The organism is Algorimicrobium bowmanii, assembly GCF_054031195.1.
Genome location: NZ_CM132929.1, coordinates 317797 through 335634, shown reverse-complemented (window position 1 = coordinate 335634; position 17838 = coordinate 317797). Strand labels below are relative to the sequence as shown.

General features: G+C 31.4%; 17 protein-coding genes and 1 tRNA gene. 6 read left to right on the top strand and 12 right to left on the bottom strand.

Translation table 11 applies throughout. The features are described from left to right. The first annotated feature begins 5 nt into the window (after positions 1-5). Genes ACW5R3_RS01465 through dusB form a run of 4 tightly spaced genes read left to right on the top strand, consistent with a single transcriptional unit; the run spans position 6 to position 2671 of the window. Entirely contained in the window at positions 6-1229 is a 1224-nt protein-coding gene (locus ACW5R3_RS01465) for a M28 family peptidase (protein ID WP_456577849.1), read from the top strand. A 6-nt stretch (positions 1230-1235) separates the two neighbouring features. Next, positions 1236-1376, top strand: a complete 141-nt coding sequence (locus ACW5R3_RS01460) for a hypothetical protein (RefSeq protein ID WP_456577848.1) — start codon at positions 1236-1238, stop codon at positions 1374-1376. Between the two features lie 16 nt (positions 1377-1392). Beyond that, positions 1393-1653, top strand: coding sequence for a DUF4345 domain-containing protein (locus ACW5R3_RS01455; protein ID WP_456577847.1), 261 nt, complete (start codon positions 1393-1395; stop codon positions 1651-1653). Between the two features lie 22 nt (positions 1654-1675). Beyond that, positions 1676-2671, top strand: coding sequence for a tRNA dihydrouridine synthase DusB (gene dusB / locus ACW5R3_RS01450; protein ID WP_456577846.1), 996 nt, complete (start codon positions 1676-1678; stop codon positions 2669-2671). Here dusB and ACW5R3_RS01445 read toward each other — a convergent pair. Continuing rightward, a complete protein-coding gene (locus ACW5R3_RS01445; RefSeq protein ID WP_456577845.1) occupies positions 2665-3870 on the bottom strand; it encodes an ABC transporter permease in 1206 nt (401 codons plus the stop codon). The two genes, dusB and ACW5R3_RS01445, sit on opposite strands and share 7 nt — an antisense overlap. A 64-nt stretch (positions 3871-3934) precedes the next feature. Further along, positions 3935-4330 carry a 30S ribosome-binding factor RbfA gene (gene rbfA, locus ACW5R3_RS01440; protein ID WP_456577844.1) on the bottom strand — a complete coding sequence of 132 codons (396 nt, stop codon included), beginning with the start codon at positions 4328-4330 and terminating at the stop codon, positions 3935-3937. Positions 4331-4426: 96 nt separating this feature from the next. Here rbfA and mce point away from each other — a divergent pair, with 96 nt between their 5' ends. After that, positions 4427-4831 carry a methylmalonyl-CoA epimerase gene (gene mce / locus ACW5R3_RS01435; protein WP_456577843.1) on the top strand — a complete coding sequence of 135 codons (405 nt, stop codon included), beginning with the start codon at positions 4427-4429 and terminating at the stop codon, positions 4829-4831. 84 nt (positions 4832-4915) lie between these two features. Continuing rightward, positions 4916-4989 (top strand) — tRNA-Ile (locus ACW5R3_RS01430). A gap of 106 nt (positions 4990-5095) precedes the next feature. Here the strand turns inward: ACW5R3_RS01430 and ACW5R3_RS01425 are convergent. The 10 genes from ACW5R3_RS01425 to ACW5R3_RS01380 all read right to left on the bottom strand — a co-directional run bounded on the left by ACW5R3_RS01425 (position 5096) and on the right by ACW5R3_RS01380 (position 17374). After that, positions 5096-6286 (bottom strand): GIY-YIG nuclease family protein, encoded by a 1191-nt coding sequence (locus tag ACW5R3_RS01425; RefSeq protein WP_456577842.1) that lies wholly within the window; start codon positions 6284-6286, stop codon positions 5096-5098. Then, positions 6279-8216: a DEAD/DEAH box helicase gene (locus tag ACW5R3_RS01420; protein WP_456577841.1), complete on the bottom strand. Its 1938-nt coding sequence runs from the start codon at positions 8214-8216 to the stop codon at positions 6279-6281. Before ACW5R3_RS01420 ends, ACW5R3_RS01425 begins: the two co-directional genes overlap by 8 nt. 326 nt (positions 8217-8542) lie before the next feature. Then, on the bottom strand, positions 8543-10183 hold the full coding sequence (locus tag ACW5R3_RS01415) for an RNA-binding domain-containing protein (RefSeq protein WP_456577840.1): 1641 nt from the start codon (positions 10181-10183) through the stop codon (positions 8543-8545). Continuing rightward, positions 10183-12885, bottom strand: coding sequence for a class I SAM-dependent DNA methyltransferase (locus ACW5R3_RS01410; RefSeq protein ID WP_456577839.1), 2703 nt, complete (start codon positions 12883-12885; stop codon positions 10183-10185). The genes ACW5R3_RS01415 and ACW5R3_RS01410 overlap by 1 nt, the downstream gene beginning before the upstream one ends. Positions 12886-12979: 94 nt before the next feature. Further along, the gene (locus ACW5R3_RS01405; RefSeq protein ID WP_456577838.1) at positions 12980-13411 is read right to left on the bottom strand and encodes a hypothetical protein; all 432 of its coding nucleotides are present in this window, start codon (positions 13409-13411) and stop codon (positions 12980-12982) included. A 58-nt stretch (positions 13412-13469) separates the two neighbouring features. Next, positions 13470-14204 (bottom strand): hypothetical protein, encoded by a 735-nt coding sequence (locus tag ACW5R3_RS01400; RefSeq protein ID WP_456577837.1) that lies wholly within the window; start codon positions 14202-14204, stop codon positions 13470-13472. Beyond that, positions 14201-14896, bottom strand: coding sequence for a winged helix-turn-helix domain-containing protein (locus ACW5R3_RS01395; RefSeq protein ID WP_456577836.1), 696 nt, complete (start codon positions 14894-14896; stop codon positions 14201-14203). The genes ACW5R3_RS01400 and ACW5R3_RS01395 overlap by 4 nt, the downstream gene beginning before the upstream one ends. Beyond that, positions 14886-15185, bottom strand: a complete 300-nt coding sequence (locus ACW5R3_RS01390; RefSeq protein WP_456577835.1) for a helix-turn-helix domain-containing protein — start codon at positions 15183-15185, stop codon at positions 14886-14888. Before ACW5R3_RS01390 ends, ACW5R3_RS01395 begins: the two co-directional genes overlap by 11 nt. Before the next feature lie 99 nt (positions 15186-15284). Next, a complete protein-coding gene (locus tag ACW5R3_RS01385; protein ID WP_456577834.1) occupies positions 15285-16061 on the bottom strand; it encodes a hypothetical protein in 777 nt (258 codons plus the stop codon). Between the two features lie 17 nt (positions 16062-16078). Beyond that, on the bottom strand, positions 16079-17374 hold the full coding sequence (locus ACW5R3_RS01380; protein ID WP_456577833.1) for a phage integrase SAM-like domain-containing protein: 1296 nt from the start codon (positions 17372-17374) through the stop codon (positions 16079-16081). Between the last annotated feature and the right edge of the window lie 464 nt (positions 17375-17838).

Sequence of the window (17838 nt, the reverse complement as noted above, 5' to 3'; positions counted from 1 at the left end):
TTAATATGAAGAAAATAGCGTTACTGGTTCTTTTTATATCGTTGTGGGGTTGTGAAAAGGCATACAAACATGAAAATAAAATTGAAGAAGATGTAGCTTTTTTAGCTGATGATAAGTTAGAAGGCCGTGAAACAGGTACTGCTGGCGAACGTGCAGCTGCAGATTATATTGCTAAGCGCTTTAAGGAAATGGGTATATCTGGAAAAGGTACCAATAACTATTATCAAACTTTTACATTCAAACCTAAAAACGATCCGCATGGTGAGGTTTCTTACACCGAAAATAGTCAAGACAGCACTATTACAGGTACAAATGTTTTAGGTTATATTGATAACCAAGCTGAAAATACAGTTATTATCGGAGCACATTACGATCATTTAGGTTACGGAGCCCAAGGCTCTTTACATAAAGGAGAGAAAGCTATTCATAATGGTGCAGATGATAATGCTAGTGGTGTAGCTGTAATGTTAGACTTAGCAGGAAAGTTAAAAGAAACAAATACGGCAAATAATTATTTGTTTATGGCTTTTTCAGGTGAAGAAATGGGCTTATTAGGTTCTAATTATTTCGCTAAAAATCCAACTATAAATAGTAAGGCGGTAAGCTATATGATTAATATGGATATGGTTGGTCGTTTAAAACAAGACAGTACATTGGCTGTTTATGGAACAGGAACATCGCCAATATTTAAGCAAGTATTAAGTTCGCATAACGATAAATTTAAATTAATTGAAAATGAATCGGGTGTTGGCCCTAGCGATCATACTTCATTTTATTTAATTGATATTCCTGTGTTACACTTCTTTACAGGTCAGCATGAAGATTACCATAAACCTAGTGATGACTCTGAAAAGCTAAACTATAAGGGAATGCAAACCATTTCTAGCTACATATTTGATGTTATAACCGACTTAAATGATAATGGTAAATTGTCATTTCGTAAAACAAAAAATGAAAGCGAAGAAACACCACGGTTTAAAGTTGGTTTAGGTGTTGTTCCCGATTATTTGTTTGATGGAGAAGGGATGCGTATTGATGGTATTAGTGAAGATAAACCAGCACAAAAAGCCGGATTGCAGAAAGGTGATGTCGTTATTAAATTAGGCGATAGTACCGTAACAAATATGATGAGCTATATGCGTGCACTTTCAGCTTTTGATACAGGCGATAGTACTAAAGTAACTGTTAGTAGAAATGGAAAACCATTAGAGGTTGACCTAAAATTTTAAATTTAAATGCAGTTTAATGAACAGGAATTCATTGCAAAAATACACCTGATTATTTCGGTGTCTATTGTAATACCTGTTTCAATTTTTTATGGTTTTCAACCTGAATCGCAGTTTGATATTCATTTAAACACAGTAAGACGAACATAATTTTTTTAAAGCTATTATGGGACTCTATTTAGGGTTTTCAATACTTTGGATATTAGGTGTTTTTAAATCGGAGTATTTAAAAATGGCCTTAGTTACTAACTGTATTTTTATGTTGGGCTTAGGCTTTGGTCGCCTACTCAGTTATTTTATTGATGGTATCCCAACATTTGGTTACCAATTTGGAAACGTTGCCGAAATATTGCTCGGATTTTATGGTTTGTGGGTTTTAAATAACCATAATTGTAAAAATTATATTGATAATTATAAAAAGGCGTAATTTTGCCTAAAATATTAGACACTTGGTAAAAATAGGTAATATAGAACTTCCCGACTTTCCATTGCTTTTAGCACCTATGGAAGATGTTAGCGACCCACCATTCCGTGCTTTATGTAAGGAACAAGGTGCCGATGTCGTTTATACAGAATTTATTTCAAGCGAAGGCTTAATTCGTGATGCCGCAAAGAGTGTCATGAAATTAGATATTTATGAAAAGGAACGTCCTGTTGGTATTCAAATTTTTGGCGCTAATCTGGATAGTATGTTGCAAACAATTGATATTGTTGAAAAATCGAATCCCGATATCATAGATATTAATTTTGGTTGCCCTGTTAAAAAAGTAGTAAGTAAGGGAGCAGGTGCTGGTATCTTAAAAGATATTTGCCTTATGGAGCAACTTACTGCCGAAATGGTTAAACGTACCAATTTACCTGTTACAGTAAAAACGCGATTAGGATGGGATCATGATTCTATCAGAATTTTAGAAGTTGCTGAAAGGTTACAGGATGTTGGATGTAAAGCAATATCTATTCATGGGAGAACCCGTGCTCAAATGTATAAAGGAGATGCAGATTGGCGTCCAATAGCCGAAGTAAAAAATAACCCACGAATGCATATTCCTGTTTTTGGTAACGGAGATGTTGATACGCCTGAAAAAGCCATGTTAATGCGAGATACTTACGGTTTAGATGGTTGTATGATTGGTCGTGCAACTATTGGAAACCCGTGGTTTTTTAAACAAGTTAAACACTTTTTTAATACCGGCGAACATTTACAACCTATATCATTAGCCGAGCGTGTAGAAGCTGCTAGACGTCATTTACAAATGGCAATAGATTGGAAAGGCGAGAAACTTGGTGTTTTTGAAACAAGACGCCACTATACTAACTACTTTAAAGGTATTCCAAACTTTAAGGAGTACCGAATGAAAATGGTGACTAGTGATGATTCGGAAAGTGTTTTTGCAGCTTTTGATGAGGTTCTTGATAAGTTCTCAGATTATCAGTTTCATCAATAACTAACCAGGTTTTTAGTAATACGTACCGAAGCAACTTTAGATGCTAGGATACCTAAAACGGAAATGGTTATAAAGACAATAAGGAAATTTTCAAACTTAATACCCATAGGATAGGGTAGTGTAGGTGTTATTTTTACTAGTGCGAATGTTATTTGTGCTTGTACAATTAAATAACCTACCAATAAGCCTATCAAACCACCTAGTACGGTCATTAACGAGCCTTGGAAAAAGAAAATACGACGTATGTCTCTTACCGTAGCTCCCATATGATAAAGTGTGTGGAGTGTTTTCTTCTTATCTAAAATCATCATTATAAGAGTACCAACTACATTAAAGAGTGCAATAATTAATATAAGAGTAAATATTAAATAAACGGCTAAATATTCTGTGTTAAGCATTTTATATAGCGCATCATTTAATTGTTCGGTGTTTTTTAAAATAATTTTATTGCCCAAAATATCTGTTATAGCTTTGCGGGCATCAGCTTCACTAACGGCTTCATTTGTTTTAAATTCAATAGCAGTTACTTGATTGGTATCAAAATTTAACAAATAACGAGTCATCTCAATAGGGGCATAAATGTATTTGTCGTTATGAGCTTCGTTAATATCAAAAACACCAACATTAATAGCCTTAACGGTTGTAAAAGCTTGTTTTAGCGTTGTTACTTGCCCTTTCCCAGGTTTTGGAATATATAAATCTACAGATTTACCATAATCCATAACACCGATATTTAATCTACTAGCAATTCCCCAACCCGTAACAATTTGATTGCTTTTTTCAGAAAACCAACTTCCTAAAGCCACCACCGAATCGATAGCGTTTACCGATTCAAAATTTTCATCAACACCTTTTATATAGGCGTTAGGGTAGTTTTTTTCATCGAAAGCAATAAAAACTCGCTCTTCAACTATTTGCGAGAAGGATATGATGTCCGGATGGTTTTGAAGCGCATTTAATTCTTCTGTAGAAACTTTAAAAGATTTTCCTACAGCGGCTTCAGCCTTTAAGTCGGGGTCTATTAATGAAGTAAATTGTAGTGTGAAATCTTTCAATCCTGCAAAGCCAGAAAGCACTATAAATAAGGACATTGCCCCAATTATAACACTAATAGCGGCAATACCAGTAATAAAATTTATGGTATTATTACTGCTTTTAGAGAGTAAGTACCGTTTAGCTATATAGAGTGAAAAATTCATAAAATTAACAGACCTAAATGGCATAATGCGAAATTAGGTCTGGTATTTAAAATGTTTAAACCAATTATGATTTACGTCGCTTCTCTAAAAGATCAGGGTCGTTAATTGGGTTTTCTGTTCTTTTTAATGATTTTTCAATACCATCTATATATTCTAACGAATCGTCTACAAAAAACTCCAATTGCGGCATGCGGCGTAATTGATGTCTCGTACGTTGTGCTAATTCGTGCTTAATAAGTGGTGCGTTTGAACGAATACCAACTAATAATTCTTTAGCCTTATCATTCGGAAAAATACTTAAATATACTTTTGCTACCGATAAATCTACGGTTACTTTAACCTTAGAAACCGATATTAAAACTCCTTGCATACCACCATCGCTAGCAGCTTTTTGAAGGATTTCAACAAGGTCTCGTTGTAATACCGATCCTATTTTTTTTTGTCTTTGACTTTCTTCCATGATGCAAAAATACGGATATTTAAAGATTATTGTATTTTTGAAGATACTAAAATAGTTTTAATTAATAGGCAATGCCTTTTTTTGTAAACAAATACTATGAATAAAATTGAACATATCGGAATTGCTGTTAAAAGTTTAGAATCATCAAACGATTTATTTGCTAAACTTTTTAATGCGCCTCATTATAAAATAGAAACAGTAGCTAGCGAAGGCGTTAATACATCTTTTTTTCAAGTTGGCACTAATAAAATTGAACTCTTAGAGGCTACAAACCCAGACAGTCCAATTGCAAAGTTTATTGAAAAACGGGGCGAAGGCATACATCATATTGCGTTTGATGTAGATGATATAGAGTCTGAAATTGCTAGGTTGGAACAAGAAGGATTTACGGTTTTAAATAAAACACCAAAAAAGGGAGCCGACAATAAGTTAGTGGCTTTTTTACACCCAAAATCAACAAATGGTGTGCTTATTGAACTATGTCAAGAGATAAAGGCGTAAAAATACTTTGAGAGTATAAAAATATGTAGTAATATTGCACTCTCTTTGAAAAAAGAGAAACGTCGAGTTAGCTTTATGCTAATGGGTCCTATAACTCAGCTGGTTAGAGTATCTGACTCATAATCAGAAAGTCCCTGGTTCGAGCCCAGGTGGGACCACAAAAAAAGCCCCGTAAACACTATGTTTACGGGGCTTTTGATTTTTAAGGGGACAACTAAAGGGACAACATGGAGTGCTTTTGAGCTGTATTTATATATTTAAATTTCACTTTTTAATTAATTGTTTTTTAATGTTGTCATATTTATAATCTACAATTTCTCCTGATAAAATTAATATGACCACTTTATTAATAATAGTTCTTGGAGCAACAAACCATTCTCTTGGTGTTATTCTTTTTCCTTTATTATTAAAAACATCAACGTTTAAACAAGCATCTGCAAAGAATCGATGGAGTAAATGCTCAAATTTTTGCGCATTCATATTATAACATGCATACTTATCAAGTAAATGGACATCTGCATACAAATACGTAGATTCTTTAGAAGCGTTTTTAATACGTTCATTTACATCTATTGATGAAAATCCAATTTTATATAAATCATTAATTGATGCTATATCTGGATTGGTAGATTTTGACTTTAATACATATATCCAACCTGTTTGAACATCTTTTTCATTTACAATATTAGCATTTTTAAAAAGTTCATCTTCTGCATATTTATCTGTATCTGAAACAATACTTCCGTTATTATATAAAGACTTTGATAACGAACGGTAATACATATTACTTTTTGTTCCATTTTCAAAAATAATTGATGTCCGTCCGTCCTTGCGTTCTGTACTACCTAAAGTTCTTTTTTCAATACCATCATCTTCTAAGAAGAGTAAAACACCATCCAACACATAATATTTACCTTTTAATAGATTTTGTTCAACATCATTAAATTCTTTTAATTTACGCTTCCCTTCTCTTAATTCTTTATGTACTATTTTAAATTTTGCTTCATAAGGTGCAAAATCCTTATCGCTCATTGCTTTTCTTCTTGCTGTAAAATCAGTTTCTGCTCTTTCTGAAGCGCTCTTTACATTTTTTAATTTAAAAATAGATAAGGTTTCCTCTGTATCTAATATACCTAAATCATCATCATTTAATATATCTTCTACTGATTTTACTTCTTCTTTGGTATTTAAAAGATTATGTAAATCATACGATTTTAATATCTCTACTTTTTTAGCATCTTTTCTTAATGCTTTTAATCTTGATAGTAGTTTAAATTCAGTAACATTAGTTGCTTCTGGTTCACGGTTATTTTTTTCAAAAAAAGCATTGATTTCTTGGAACGATTCAATTAAGCGTTCATCTTCAGTTTTTACATTAGAGTTTTTGGGTTTAGAATCTAAAATACCAAACTCATCATCATTAAATATATCTGCTAATGTTTTCTTTTTACTCATTTGCTTGGGCTTTACGCTTTTGCTCTTTTAAAAATATTATTGCCTCTGCTAAACGTCTTTCTTGTGGGTCGAAAGACTGAATGCTTGGTTGTTCTCCTGTTTTTGCAATCCAGTTTTTTATTTTAGGCCACAATATAATTGCCTCTTCATCTGTCATTGTTATCCTTGTAGCATCAATAGTTTCTTGGATTGCTTTAAAAACGGATGCTGTTACTGATTTGGATAATATTTCAAATGCTTTTTGAAATGGGTTGATTGTATCTATTAAATCAATATTAATATCATCAATATTTACAAAACTATCTGCCATACGTATAAAACGTTTATCTCCAACCTCTTCAATAGTACCATTTTTAACAACAGAATCCACTACTACGTACTGACGAACAGCTTCTACTTCTTCATCTGATAAGTCTGGATAGGTTTCTTTAATAATTTTAGGTATCAACACTTTATTAATAACTTCGGGATCTACATTACCAGGCATTGCCTTTAGCATTGTATCATCTTGCATTATTTTTGCTTTTAAGTCATTAATATCACTTTCAATAATATCTTTTGCTCTTTGTGAACTTGGTAACTTAAATCCGTTTATTTTAATCGTATTTTCATCATCTTCTGAATCATCATCATCTTCGTTTGGAAATTTTGGTTTGAATTTAAAATTAGGTGCTAAGACCTGTTCCATTAACAATGATGCTGTAATCGCTTTTAGCATATTATTTACAGATAGTTTTACTAAATCATCTTCTGCATCTGGTTGTGCAATTAAATTAGTAAACTGTGAATGCGATTTATTATCACTATCCCTTGTTGCTCTACCTATAATTTGAATAATTTCTGTTAATGAACCTCTATAACCAACCGTTAAAGCGTGTTCACAATATGGCCAGTCAAACCCTTCTTTTGCCATACCTAATGCTATGATAATATCTATATCATCAACACTTTTTACATTACGCAAATACTCTTGTATTTTATCTCTATCCTTTTGGTTATCGTGAACTAAATCTGCAATCTTGAGAGTTTTACCCGATGTTTTACTTATCACATATAGAACACCTGTATCTGGGTCTTGATAGTCTAACTCACCTATGCCATCAACAATTCTATTTACTTCCTCATATTTATCTTTTTCAGACTCTCCTGAATTTACACTTGGTATATGAATTATTGTCTTTTTATTTTCATCTAATATCTCGTGAATAGCAGAAGTATATTTCCCTTGATAGAAGTGATACCCAATACCTAATGATTTTAAATAATTATAGCCATTTAGTTGTTGGTAATAATCGTATTTTACTTTAGTGAACTTTGCTTCATCTTCTGGTAATAAAATAGGTACAGAATCTCCTCTAAAAAAAGAACCTGTCATTGCTACTACGTGAGCAGTAGACTTATCCATTATACTACTTAATACAATACCCAACTTGTTATCTCCATCTACAGATACGTGATGAAATTCATCTATTGCCAATAAACAATCATTTAACTGTTTTTCGTCTATGGCATCAAAAGCAAAACGCAATGTAGCATGTGTACAAATTAGTATTTTTTCGTCACTTTCTAAAAAATTTAGAAATGCAGTTACTTTGCTTTTTTCTACGCCAGGTGTACATAAATTATATCTTGGATTAGGTTCCCAATCTGCAAAAAAACCAAACTTCTTTAATTCTGTTTTAGCAAACGAACTACCAATAGACCTTTCAGGAACTGCTACAATTACTTTTTTAATATCTTGATTTATTAATTTATCTAAACCAATAAACATTAATGCACGAGATTTACCAGAAGCTGGTGGTGCTTTAATTAATAAATATTGAGCAGTACGAGCCCCAAATGCTTTTTGTTGCATTTCTCTCATACCATATTCGTTGGTACTTTTACTTTTACCTGTTTGTTGGTATTTTACGTGTACTATATCTGGCATCTTTTTCTTTTTAATGTCTAACAAGGTTAAAACCTTGCTTATTTTGTTTTACATCTTGCTTAAGGTTTGCTAACCCCTGTAAAATAGCTGTTTTTAATTATAAAAACAACCTTGCTTAACAAACTCTAAATCTTACTTAAAGTAAAATTTCCTTTTATTAAACAGTTTGTTTTTTTTCTACTTTACGAGTTTAAATGTCTAAAGTTTATCTAAAACGTCTAATCTATATTTTTACAACCTATTGTTTTATAGCGGTTAAGCATACTAAAACAACTAAAGTTTATCTAAAAAATGTCTAAAGTTTAGCTAAACTTTATTTGATTTAGCTAAACTTTTACCCAAATAGGCTTTCTATTTGTTCCTATATTATTGATGCTATTATCTTTTTTAGACATTGAATAGATAATATTTCTTAATTTATTTTTCTTTTTATTAATGTCTAAAACATTAGGTAGAATATCTAAAATAAGCTTATCAATATCTTCCTTTGATGCACTTTTATATTTATCTAAATATTCTAAAATCATTTTTTTATAATGTTCATCTTTAAAACCTCTCATTTTTATATAATCGCCTTTTTGATTCGTTGCAGATGCTACTTTAGAGGATATATGAAAATTAGGTTTTCTGCCTTCAATCAATTTTTTTATTTTGAGAGTTTTTATTTCCTCGTTATTTAATATTTTATTTTTAGCAACTTTATCTAAAAGCATAATTTCTTCTAAAGATAAATTAGGCATTTGTGCTATTTTACGAGCATAATTTATATCAATAATTTTTCCTGTAATGGTAACTTTTACTTTGTTATTAGTTAAATCGTAATCTGGTAATGGGAAATATTTTTTACGCTGAATTAAATACATTTTTTTAATACCACTACCAATAGTATCAATCATATTTAGGTTAACCATAGCATCTGCTAAAAATTTATTGCGATATTTAGATTCTGGTGCATCTGCTTTAATTACGGTTTCAATACTTTGCGGAATAAAACTTCCTGAATTAGCAAAAGTTAAGGTTGCATTTTCATTTTCTACAACCAATATTTTACCGCCTAATGTATAATCTTGATGTACAATAGAATTATTTAAACCCTCACGTATTATATAAGAGTCATACTGATCTACTTCTTCTGGAAACAAAGTACCATCAGTAAGATAACGATACTTTAAGTTTCGTATTTTACCATAAACTTTTTGAATATTTAAAAGTAATGGACAAGTAAAGTGTTCGTAATCTTTTTCAATATTATCGCTATCTTTAAGTATCCAAGTAATTTTAGAAGTTGCTGGATTTATAAAATGTTCTGACTCTGGTTTCCCCAATAAGATTATTGCAGTATTTGTAATTGCACCTTTTATGGTAAGTTTTGCTTTATTTAAGAAAACAGTATCTGACCAGTTTTTAATATCTTCTTCTAAATTAGGGTTCTTTTGAGTATATCTTAAACGCGCTTGAATAATAGCTTCTTCAGATAAATCTTTTAAAGTTGCATTACTAATTATTTTAGCACTCCAATCTTCTATTTTATTTTGACTTTTAATTCTATCATATTCATCAGATAATAATGCGCCTAAACTTTCACCATCTCTACCATAACAATGTCCTTTCCAAGATAAAGGTTGCCCTTGTGGAGCAGCAGGAATTTCTAACAAAATAACTTCTAAACCATTTTTTTGTACCCTATGCGAATTTATAAAGTTGGTTTTGGGTGATGTATGCTTTACAATTTCTGATTTATACTCATTTAATTGAACTTCTGTAATTTGTGTACCAACTACTGTTTTATCATTTTTAATACCCATTACCAACCAACCAGACTTTTTTTCTGCCAAATTAGCTTCATTAGATAAGGCCGAAAAATATTGCCCTAATTTATCTTTACTAATTTGATTTTTAGCTTCTTTAAATTCTACTATTTCAGTTTCTGTAGCTAAATTTAGTAAATTGTCTAAAATTGATTCCATTAGGCTTTTTTAGTTTTACGTGTTCTTTTTGGTTTTTCTAACAAAGTATTTTTATGTATCATCTTTTCGTACTCTTTAAAAAGATATTCTAAACGCTCTGTATCACTCTCAAATGGTTTTAATCGATAACAACGTTCTATTGCTAAATCTAATTGATGATGTGCTTCTTTTAAACCCTTTGGCATTTTATTAGGGTCGTACAATTGTGCTAATGTTTTACCTGAATGTTTTTCTCGTTCTTCTAATACTTCAAAAACGTGTAAATTTATTTGTTCTTTTTGTTTTTGAGAAATCTCAGGAAAAGGAAAAGTATTATAACATAACCCAGCAGAATATCGATAATCAGTTTTTAATTTCCCTCCAACTGTTCTTATCCACTGCATGTGCAAATTAGATGTCAAAACACCAAATAACCAAACCTTATCTGTAGAGACAATTAGGCAGCTATCATGTGAAACGTTTTCTTTACTAAAAAAACCCATAGGTATATATTCTCGATGTTCAGATGAATGTCTAGGTATTAAAATAAAATCTTTATTTGACGGTTGAGTTATTTGAGCAAATAAGTGAGGGGACCCAGCTAACTGTGGTCTTGATGAGTTTAATCTTATTTCTCTTAGTTTAGAAACCCTTTCTTTTACTAATGGCATTTCTCTTTGCTCTTCTTCCTTAATTCCATCTAACCATAAACACCATCTTTCTTTACCATTTAAGAATTCATGTGCGGAAATTAGCTTAAAAAACCACTTTTTAGAGTTAGGTTCCTTACTAACAAAAGATATTTTCTCCTCTGGTGTAAACAATAACTGCCCTCCATCAGCTGGCATATTTCCAAAATTCATTTTAGGAAAACCTGATATAGGATTAGATTTACTTTTAACATAAACATTTTTCGCATCTGATAAATAAGCATTTATGTTTGAAGCTTTCTTTTCTAAATTATCAATATAAATTAATTTTTGATTTTTCGATATATTTCTCAAGCCAACTATTATTACAGTAACACCAGCATTTCCTTTAGCGTTATTAGTCCATTTAAAGGATTGATGAGCAAAACCTATTTCTATATTTTCATCAAGAATACGTGGCCAAGTTTTTGCAACTTGGTCTCCTTGACAAATAGAATTTGTAGATACAAAAGCCAATTGTGCATTAAAGCCTTGAATATATTTTGCACCTTTATAAAACCACGCACTTACATAATCTAAGCTTTTGTAGTCTTTCAAAAAGACAAATTTCATATCGTCTTTTTGTTCTTTGTCCTGGTTGCGTGAACCTAAATAAGGCGGATTCCCTAAAATATACACTTCGGCAGGCTCAGTGTCCGAATGAGTTTTAGGGCAAATATCTTCCCAGTTTAAACGTGTAGCATTCCCTTGTGTAATATTACCTGCTTCTTTTAGTGGTAAAATAGGTTTGGCTTTCCCAAAACCTTGTAATTCATCTACAAACTCTTTATTCATTTGGTGTTCTGCCAACCATAAAGAAAGTATTGCCATTTCGTGCGCAAAGTCGTCTAACTCTATTCCATAGAATTGAGAGAGTTTTATTTCTGTAAAAACAATAGTCTGTTGGCTTTCTAAACCATGTAATTCTTGTAGTATGGCTATCTCTAATTTTCGTAATTCTTTATAGGCAATAATTAAAAAGTTACCGCTACCACAGGCAGGGTCGAATATTTTTAGTTTAGAAATTCGGTATATTAATTGACGTAATTTTTTTGGATTGTCTTTGTGTTTTTCAAACTCCTCATACAATTCATTTAAAAACAAAGGTTCAATCACCTTCATAATATTAGGTACAGAAGTATAATGCATTCCTAAACCACTACGATATGCAGGATTTACTACTGCCTGAATCATAGAACCGAAAATATCTGGATTGATTTCGTTCCATCTCAAATTACCACAGTCAATAATTATTTTTCGTGCTTCTTTAGTAAACTTTGGTGATACTATTGTATCTCTAAACAAGCCACCATTTACATAAGGAAACTTATCAAAAGGATCTGCTTCTTTACTATTGTCTTCTGTGTTTAAAACTTTAAAAAGTTTGTCTAAAAACCAATTTACGTCAGAACCATCTTTTTGAGTATGTTGAGCTAATGTATCTGTAAACATTCCCTCGATAGGAAATATATCTGTGTCTTCAGCAAAAAAGCAAAACAGTAAACGCGATAGAAAAATATTTAAGTTATGTCCCCCATCATTATAAATACCAGGATTCTCATTAACCAAGATATCATAAAGCTTTGCCATTTTGTATGACGCTTTTCTATCTGCTTCTACATCATTTGGCGAAACGTATTTTTCTTGACCTGCCCAAGGTAAAAAGAAACCAAAATGTTTATCAATTTCAAGAATAGGTGTATCTAATGCTAAACCTGTTCTAATATCTTTTGCTAATAGTGTTTTATAATCTGTTACAATTACAAATCTTGGATTGTGTTTTAATGAAGCTGTATCTTTAGTTAGTTCATCAATAGTATTTAATAAAGTACCAGATTCAACTTCTTTAAAAAGCATTTTACTTTTATAAAGCACTTCACCTTCTACTTTAGATAAATTAAAATCTCCTTTTTTTAAACGTGTTATAGATGATTTAGAAATACCGTAGGCTTTTAGTAAGTCGAATACAAATTCTTCTTTATTGAAGTTTTCAACTAATTCTATTACGTTTTTTTCTATTTGAGATGCGTTCATTTAATATCTATAAAGTCTAAGGTTTAAAAATATAACATTTATTTAAAAATGTGTTAAGAGATTCTTTGTTATTTAATCATGAATATGTTCATGCTTATGTGATTTTCATTCTTAAAAGTAGTTTTAAGTTTTCAATCTCTTGTTTTATTATATCTATATCTCCTTTTGACGCAGGAAGTGTTTTTGGCGCAAACATTTTTTTGGCAGCAAATAGTGTAGCATCGGCAGCAGCTGAACCAATAGCTGCATTTGATATTGAACCACTGTTAATTTCTGGTTTAGAGCTTATAGATTCAATTTTAGTTTCCAATGCTTTTATGGCATTCAATAAGTCACTTGTAACTGGTAGTTCACTTTTTGGTAATGCGAGTCCAGTTTTGTCTTTTCTGAAATGGCCGGTAACATATTTATAACCACCTCTATCTAAACACGCTTTTGTTCTACAACTCGGGTTGCAATAGACATGATTGCTTCTTCTTGATTCAAATGACTCATTACAATACTTACAGTTTTTAATTTTTTTCATATTTTTTTAGGTTAATTTGGTTGTTAATCTGTTAAATAAAATTTTATTTAACGTTTTATCATTTTCTTAAACTTTGTCCAGTAAAAACAATGATGTTAAACATTTCGAACAATCTATCGTAAATTCGATGTCCGTACCGCTCGCCTAAAGCGTTTAATGTTTCTTCAACATTGTGATTTGTGTTTACAAAATTTGTAGTGATAAATGTTTTTTGGTTTTTGTCATATCTTTCCGAAAGTATATCCCCAACAACATTAAATAACCCATAGTTACTAGCATCTTTTTCAGAACCTATATCATCAATAAAAATTCGCTTCCTATCTATGTCTTTAAAAAAATAATCTTTTTCAATAGGAGTTGCGCACTTTTCAAATTCACGAACAAGATGTTTTGCGCTATAACTTTTGAATCTCAAAGATGAAATAGGTTTAAAAATGGCTTCAAAACATTTAAGATAATCTGTTTTACCTATTCCAACCCCACCTATTATAAGTAAGCCTTTATTAAAATCGGGCTCATTAAGACTGGCTACAAGATTATTTGCCTCGTAAAAGTCAGGGTCTTTAAGAAAATAGTGAAATAGTACTTTTAAGTTTTCAAGCGTATCTTCACTTTTCACGAATAATTTTCCATACATCCTATGAAATTGTCTGCAAAAATATTCCCAAAGCTGCTGTTTACTGAATATTGACTTCTCTTGCTTTATAGAAGACGTACTAACCGGTTTTAGTTTTTCAGAAGGCAACGACTTAAACACCTCTGCTATTGATTGGGCTTGCGCTACTCTCATCATCTATTTGGTCTATTGGTTAATAATTCAGGTTTTGCTTTTTGGTTACCCCTTTTAGGTCTTTCATTAGCCTGCCATTTATCTAATCGTTTTTTGACTTCGAAAAATCGCTCAATTTCAAATCGCATTTTTGTTTCATCAGTGTTTAACTCACTCCAATAATTGAAAAAAGAATCTAAAATTTTAATATTAAAAAGAGTGTGAGCATATACCTTCTCTCTAAATCTCTTTTTTCTATTTATTATGTTATTATTATTAATATTAGTTGTTGCGATTTGATTGCTAATTGTTTGCGATTTGTTTGTCATCTCATTGCTAATCGGCTTGTCAATTGGCTTGCTATTCGGTGTGCTATTCGGTGTGCTATTTTCGTGAATAGTTTCAGCCACAAAACCACTGTGTTTTAAAACACCTATTTTTGTATAACTAACAGTTGCTTTAATAGAAATATACCCAGTGGACTCTAATTTTTTTAAAGCTGTTCTTACTTTACTTACCGTTAAACCTGTTTCAACAGCAAGTTTCTCGTTTGAGGTTATAAACTCCCCTTTTTGTATTTCTATACCCTGCCAGCGTTTCTTACTATAGTTAACTTTAAGCAAACAGTGAGTAAATACTTTACAGGTATTTATGTCTGTATACCATTCCCAATCGGTTAGCTCCCGATAAAGCATAATAAATCCTTTACTCTTCATCTGGGTTCTGTTTTATGAGTTTAGAATTTATATCGCTTTTCTTAATATAGACCCTGTTGCCTAAACGATAACTTGGAATAATGCCCGATTTACGCCAATTCCATAAGGTTTGGTTCGAACATTTTAAAATAATTAGAGCTTCATCAATAGTAAGAAGTTCTTCCTCTTCTGTTTTAGCAGGTTGGAATTTATCAAAAAACTCCTGCAACCTACTATCAACACCATTCAAGATGTGTTCGGTAAGTTCTTCAGGAGTTGTCTGATAGAAATGTACTGGATTTAATTTCATTGTATCTTATTTTAAGTTTATACGCCACAAAGTTACCGATACACTCTTCTTTTTAAGTGAATTAGGTGTATACACCAGTATATATACACCAAACCTGAATTAAGTGAAATCTACAGGAGGAATGCAAAATCCTGCATTTTCAAAAGACTTTTTAGCCCTATTATGCCTACCATTGCCATTACTTAAATATATTTCAATAGATTTTGGAGATTCACAATCTTTGATGAAAAAAGCTTGCATTAAATCTCTTGAAAGTTTGGAGCAATTAATTTCTCCTCGGTTTTTATCAGCCTCAATATAACCTTGATCAATTAACTCTCTTATAACAATAGCTAAATGTGAAGGACCTGCTATCCATCTTAAAGGCTTGACAGCTTGTTTATCTTGATAGGTAGCTAAAAAGGATTCTATTACCTCTATCCGTTTTTTAAAATCATTTTGCAAATTTCCAAAACTTACTTTGTGACGCATTGTAGAGTACTCGTAAGTCTCGTGCTTAATAACTCCTTCTGTTTCAAAAAAACCATCATCTAATATGATTTCTTTAAAATGGCCGCCTAAAAGATTCATTTCTGCATTATCAATTAACTCGGCAATCTTTGGAATAATTTTATGATCTAATATTGAGAAATACTGATCGGGGTTATTGCAGTAATCATAATTATATTGAAGAAAATCTTTAAGCTCCAAAATATCAGTATTAAACAATAAAACATTGATAAAATACCTTACATAAAAATTGTTATCTAATTTAGGTTCATAGTAATCGTAATTATTCAACCTAAATGGTTCGGAAATGAAATCTTTTTCTAACTTCCTTTTACTGTATGATATTTCATCAATTGCAAATGCATCTTTGTAATATTTTTTTGACATCTAAATAAGTTGTTTTTTTAATTATTGAAAAATGCACTATCAGCTATTTTAACTGCGCGCTCTTGTGGGGTTACTTTTATATACTTGTAAAATTCTCGCTCTGTGGAGTGCCCACTTATCGCCATAATGTCAATAACCGGCATTTTAGATAAGTAAGCATTAGTGCAAAAAGAACGTCTTGCTGTGTGGGTAACTATGAGGTTGTGCTTAGGAGTTGGTTTTGCGGTTTCTTTGCCATTAATTATTTTCTTTATAGTTATGGGTTCGTTGATTTTTGCTTTTCTCCCAGCTTTTTTTATGTATTTATTTATATCAGGGCTGTTTAGGCTTTTTGGGGGGGATCCATTGTGTCTGGCTTTCATGATTGCTTCAACTCGAGAATGAATAGGGACATATACTTTTTTATTTGTTTTTTGTTGGGTAAATTCAAAAACTCGCTTACCATCAAATGTTTTAATCTGATCCTTGGAAATGCCGTTGTAATCGGAAACTCGTTGTCCGGTATAGTAGCCGATTAAAAAAATGTCCCGTGCCAACTCCCAATTTGGAGTAGCGGTTAGGTTAGCTCGATAAAGGGAGTCAATTTCTTTTTCTGTTAAGTAAATTGAGACAGTTTCCTCGGACAAAACTTTAAATTCCCTGTGTTTATATTTTAGAAAAGTATTCACACCATCTTCTGTTGCTCTGTTTAAGATCGCAATTAAATTTTTAATATGTTTACCTATGGTGTTGATTGAGTATTTTTCTTCTTCCATGTACTGAATAAAAGCGTAGTAAAATTTCAAATCAATATTGTCGAAGTTGAGATTGAACTTCTTTTTTTTGTCAAAATTCTTTAATTGTTTTATTGTTTGTTTATATGCTCGGACAGTGATAGGTTTTAGTTTTACTGCATCTATATTTTTAGCTTGGTTGTCTTTGCGTTCAACATAGTCATCAGCATAATCAAAAAATGTTTTGATTAATTTTTTGTCTTGATCAATATTTCTGATGATTTTGGAGAGAAGAATCTTTAATGTGTTTTTGTCTTGCCTTTGTTTGTCGTCCAGTTTGGTAACTGCATCAGTAAATTCACTTGTAAATCTTAATAAATCACTATTTACCTTTTCTCTATTTCTGATTGTAGAAACTGCTCTAATGCGTTGGTTTATTTTATCCCAATTTTTTGGTTTTACTTTGTAACCAGTAGAAAACTTTATGCGTTTATTTCGACCAAAACTGTAATCTAAAATGATGGTTGCCTCTTCATTCCCTTTAGGGTCTTTTAATCTATATTTAATGGTTCCTGAGGTTGATTGTATTGTTTTACTCATAATAGCGTGTTTAAGCTTCTAATTTAAATAGGGACAACAAAAGGGACAACATTTGATTTATTTGTTGATAAGTCAAAGTTATGAATTTTAAATGAAAAACGTCTCATGTATTGATTTTAAAGGTGATTAGTGTGTAATGTTATAAAATCATATAAAATACTATATAGTTGAAAGTGGTACAGGTGGGACCACTTTTTACAACTTGTAAAGCCTTGAATATCAATAAGATACTCGAGGCTTTTTTTGTTGGGCTCAAATATATGCTAAAACCTTTACTGAAACCTTTGCTATTATTGACTTCCGAGAGTTTGGGTTTATTCCATAAAACAATAATATTGTGATTTGGTGATCATCATTTGATAAAAAGTCAGGTCTCTACAATTAACTTTGAAGCATTATGCCTAAAGAGCTTTTAGATGTTTCCGTTTTCGGCAATCGTTCATTTTAATTACATTTGAATACAT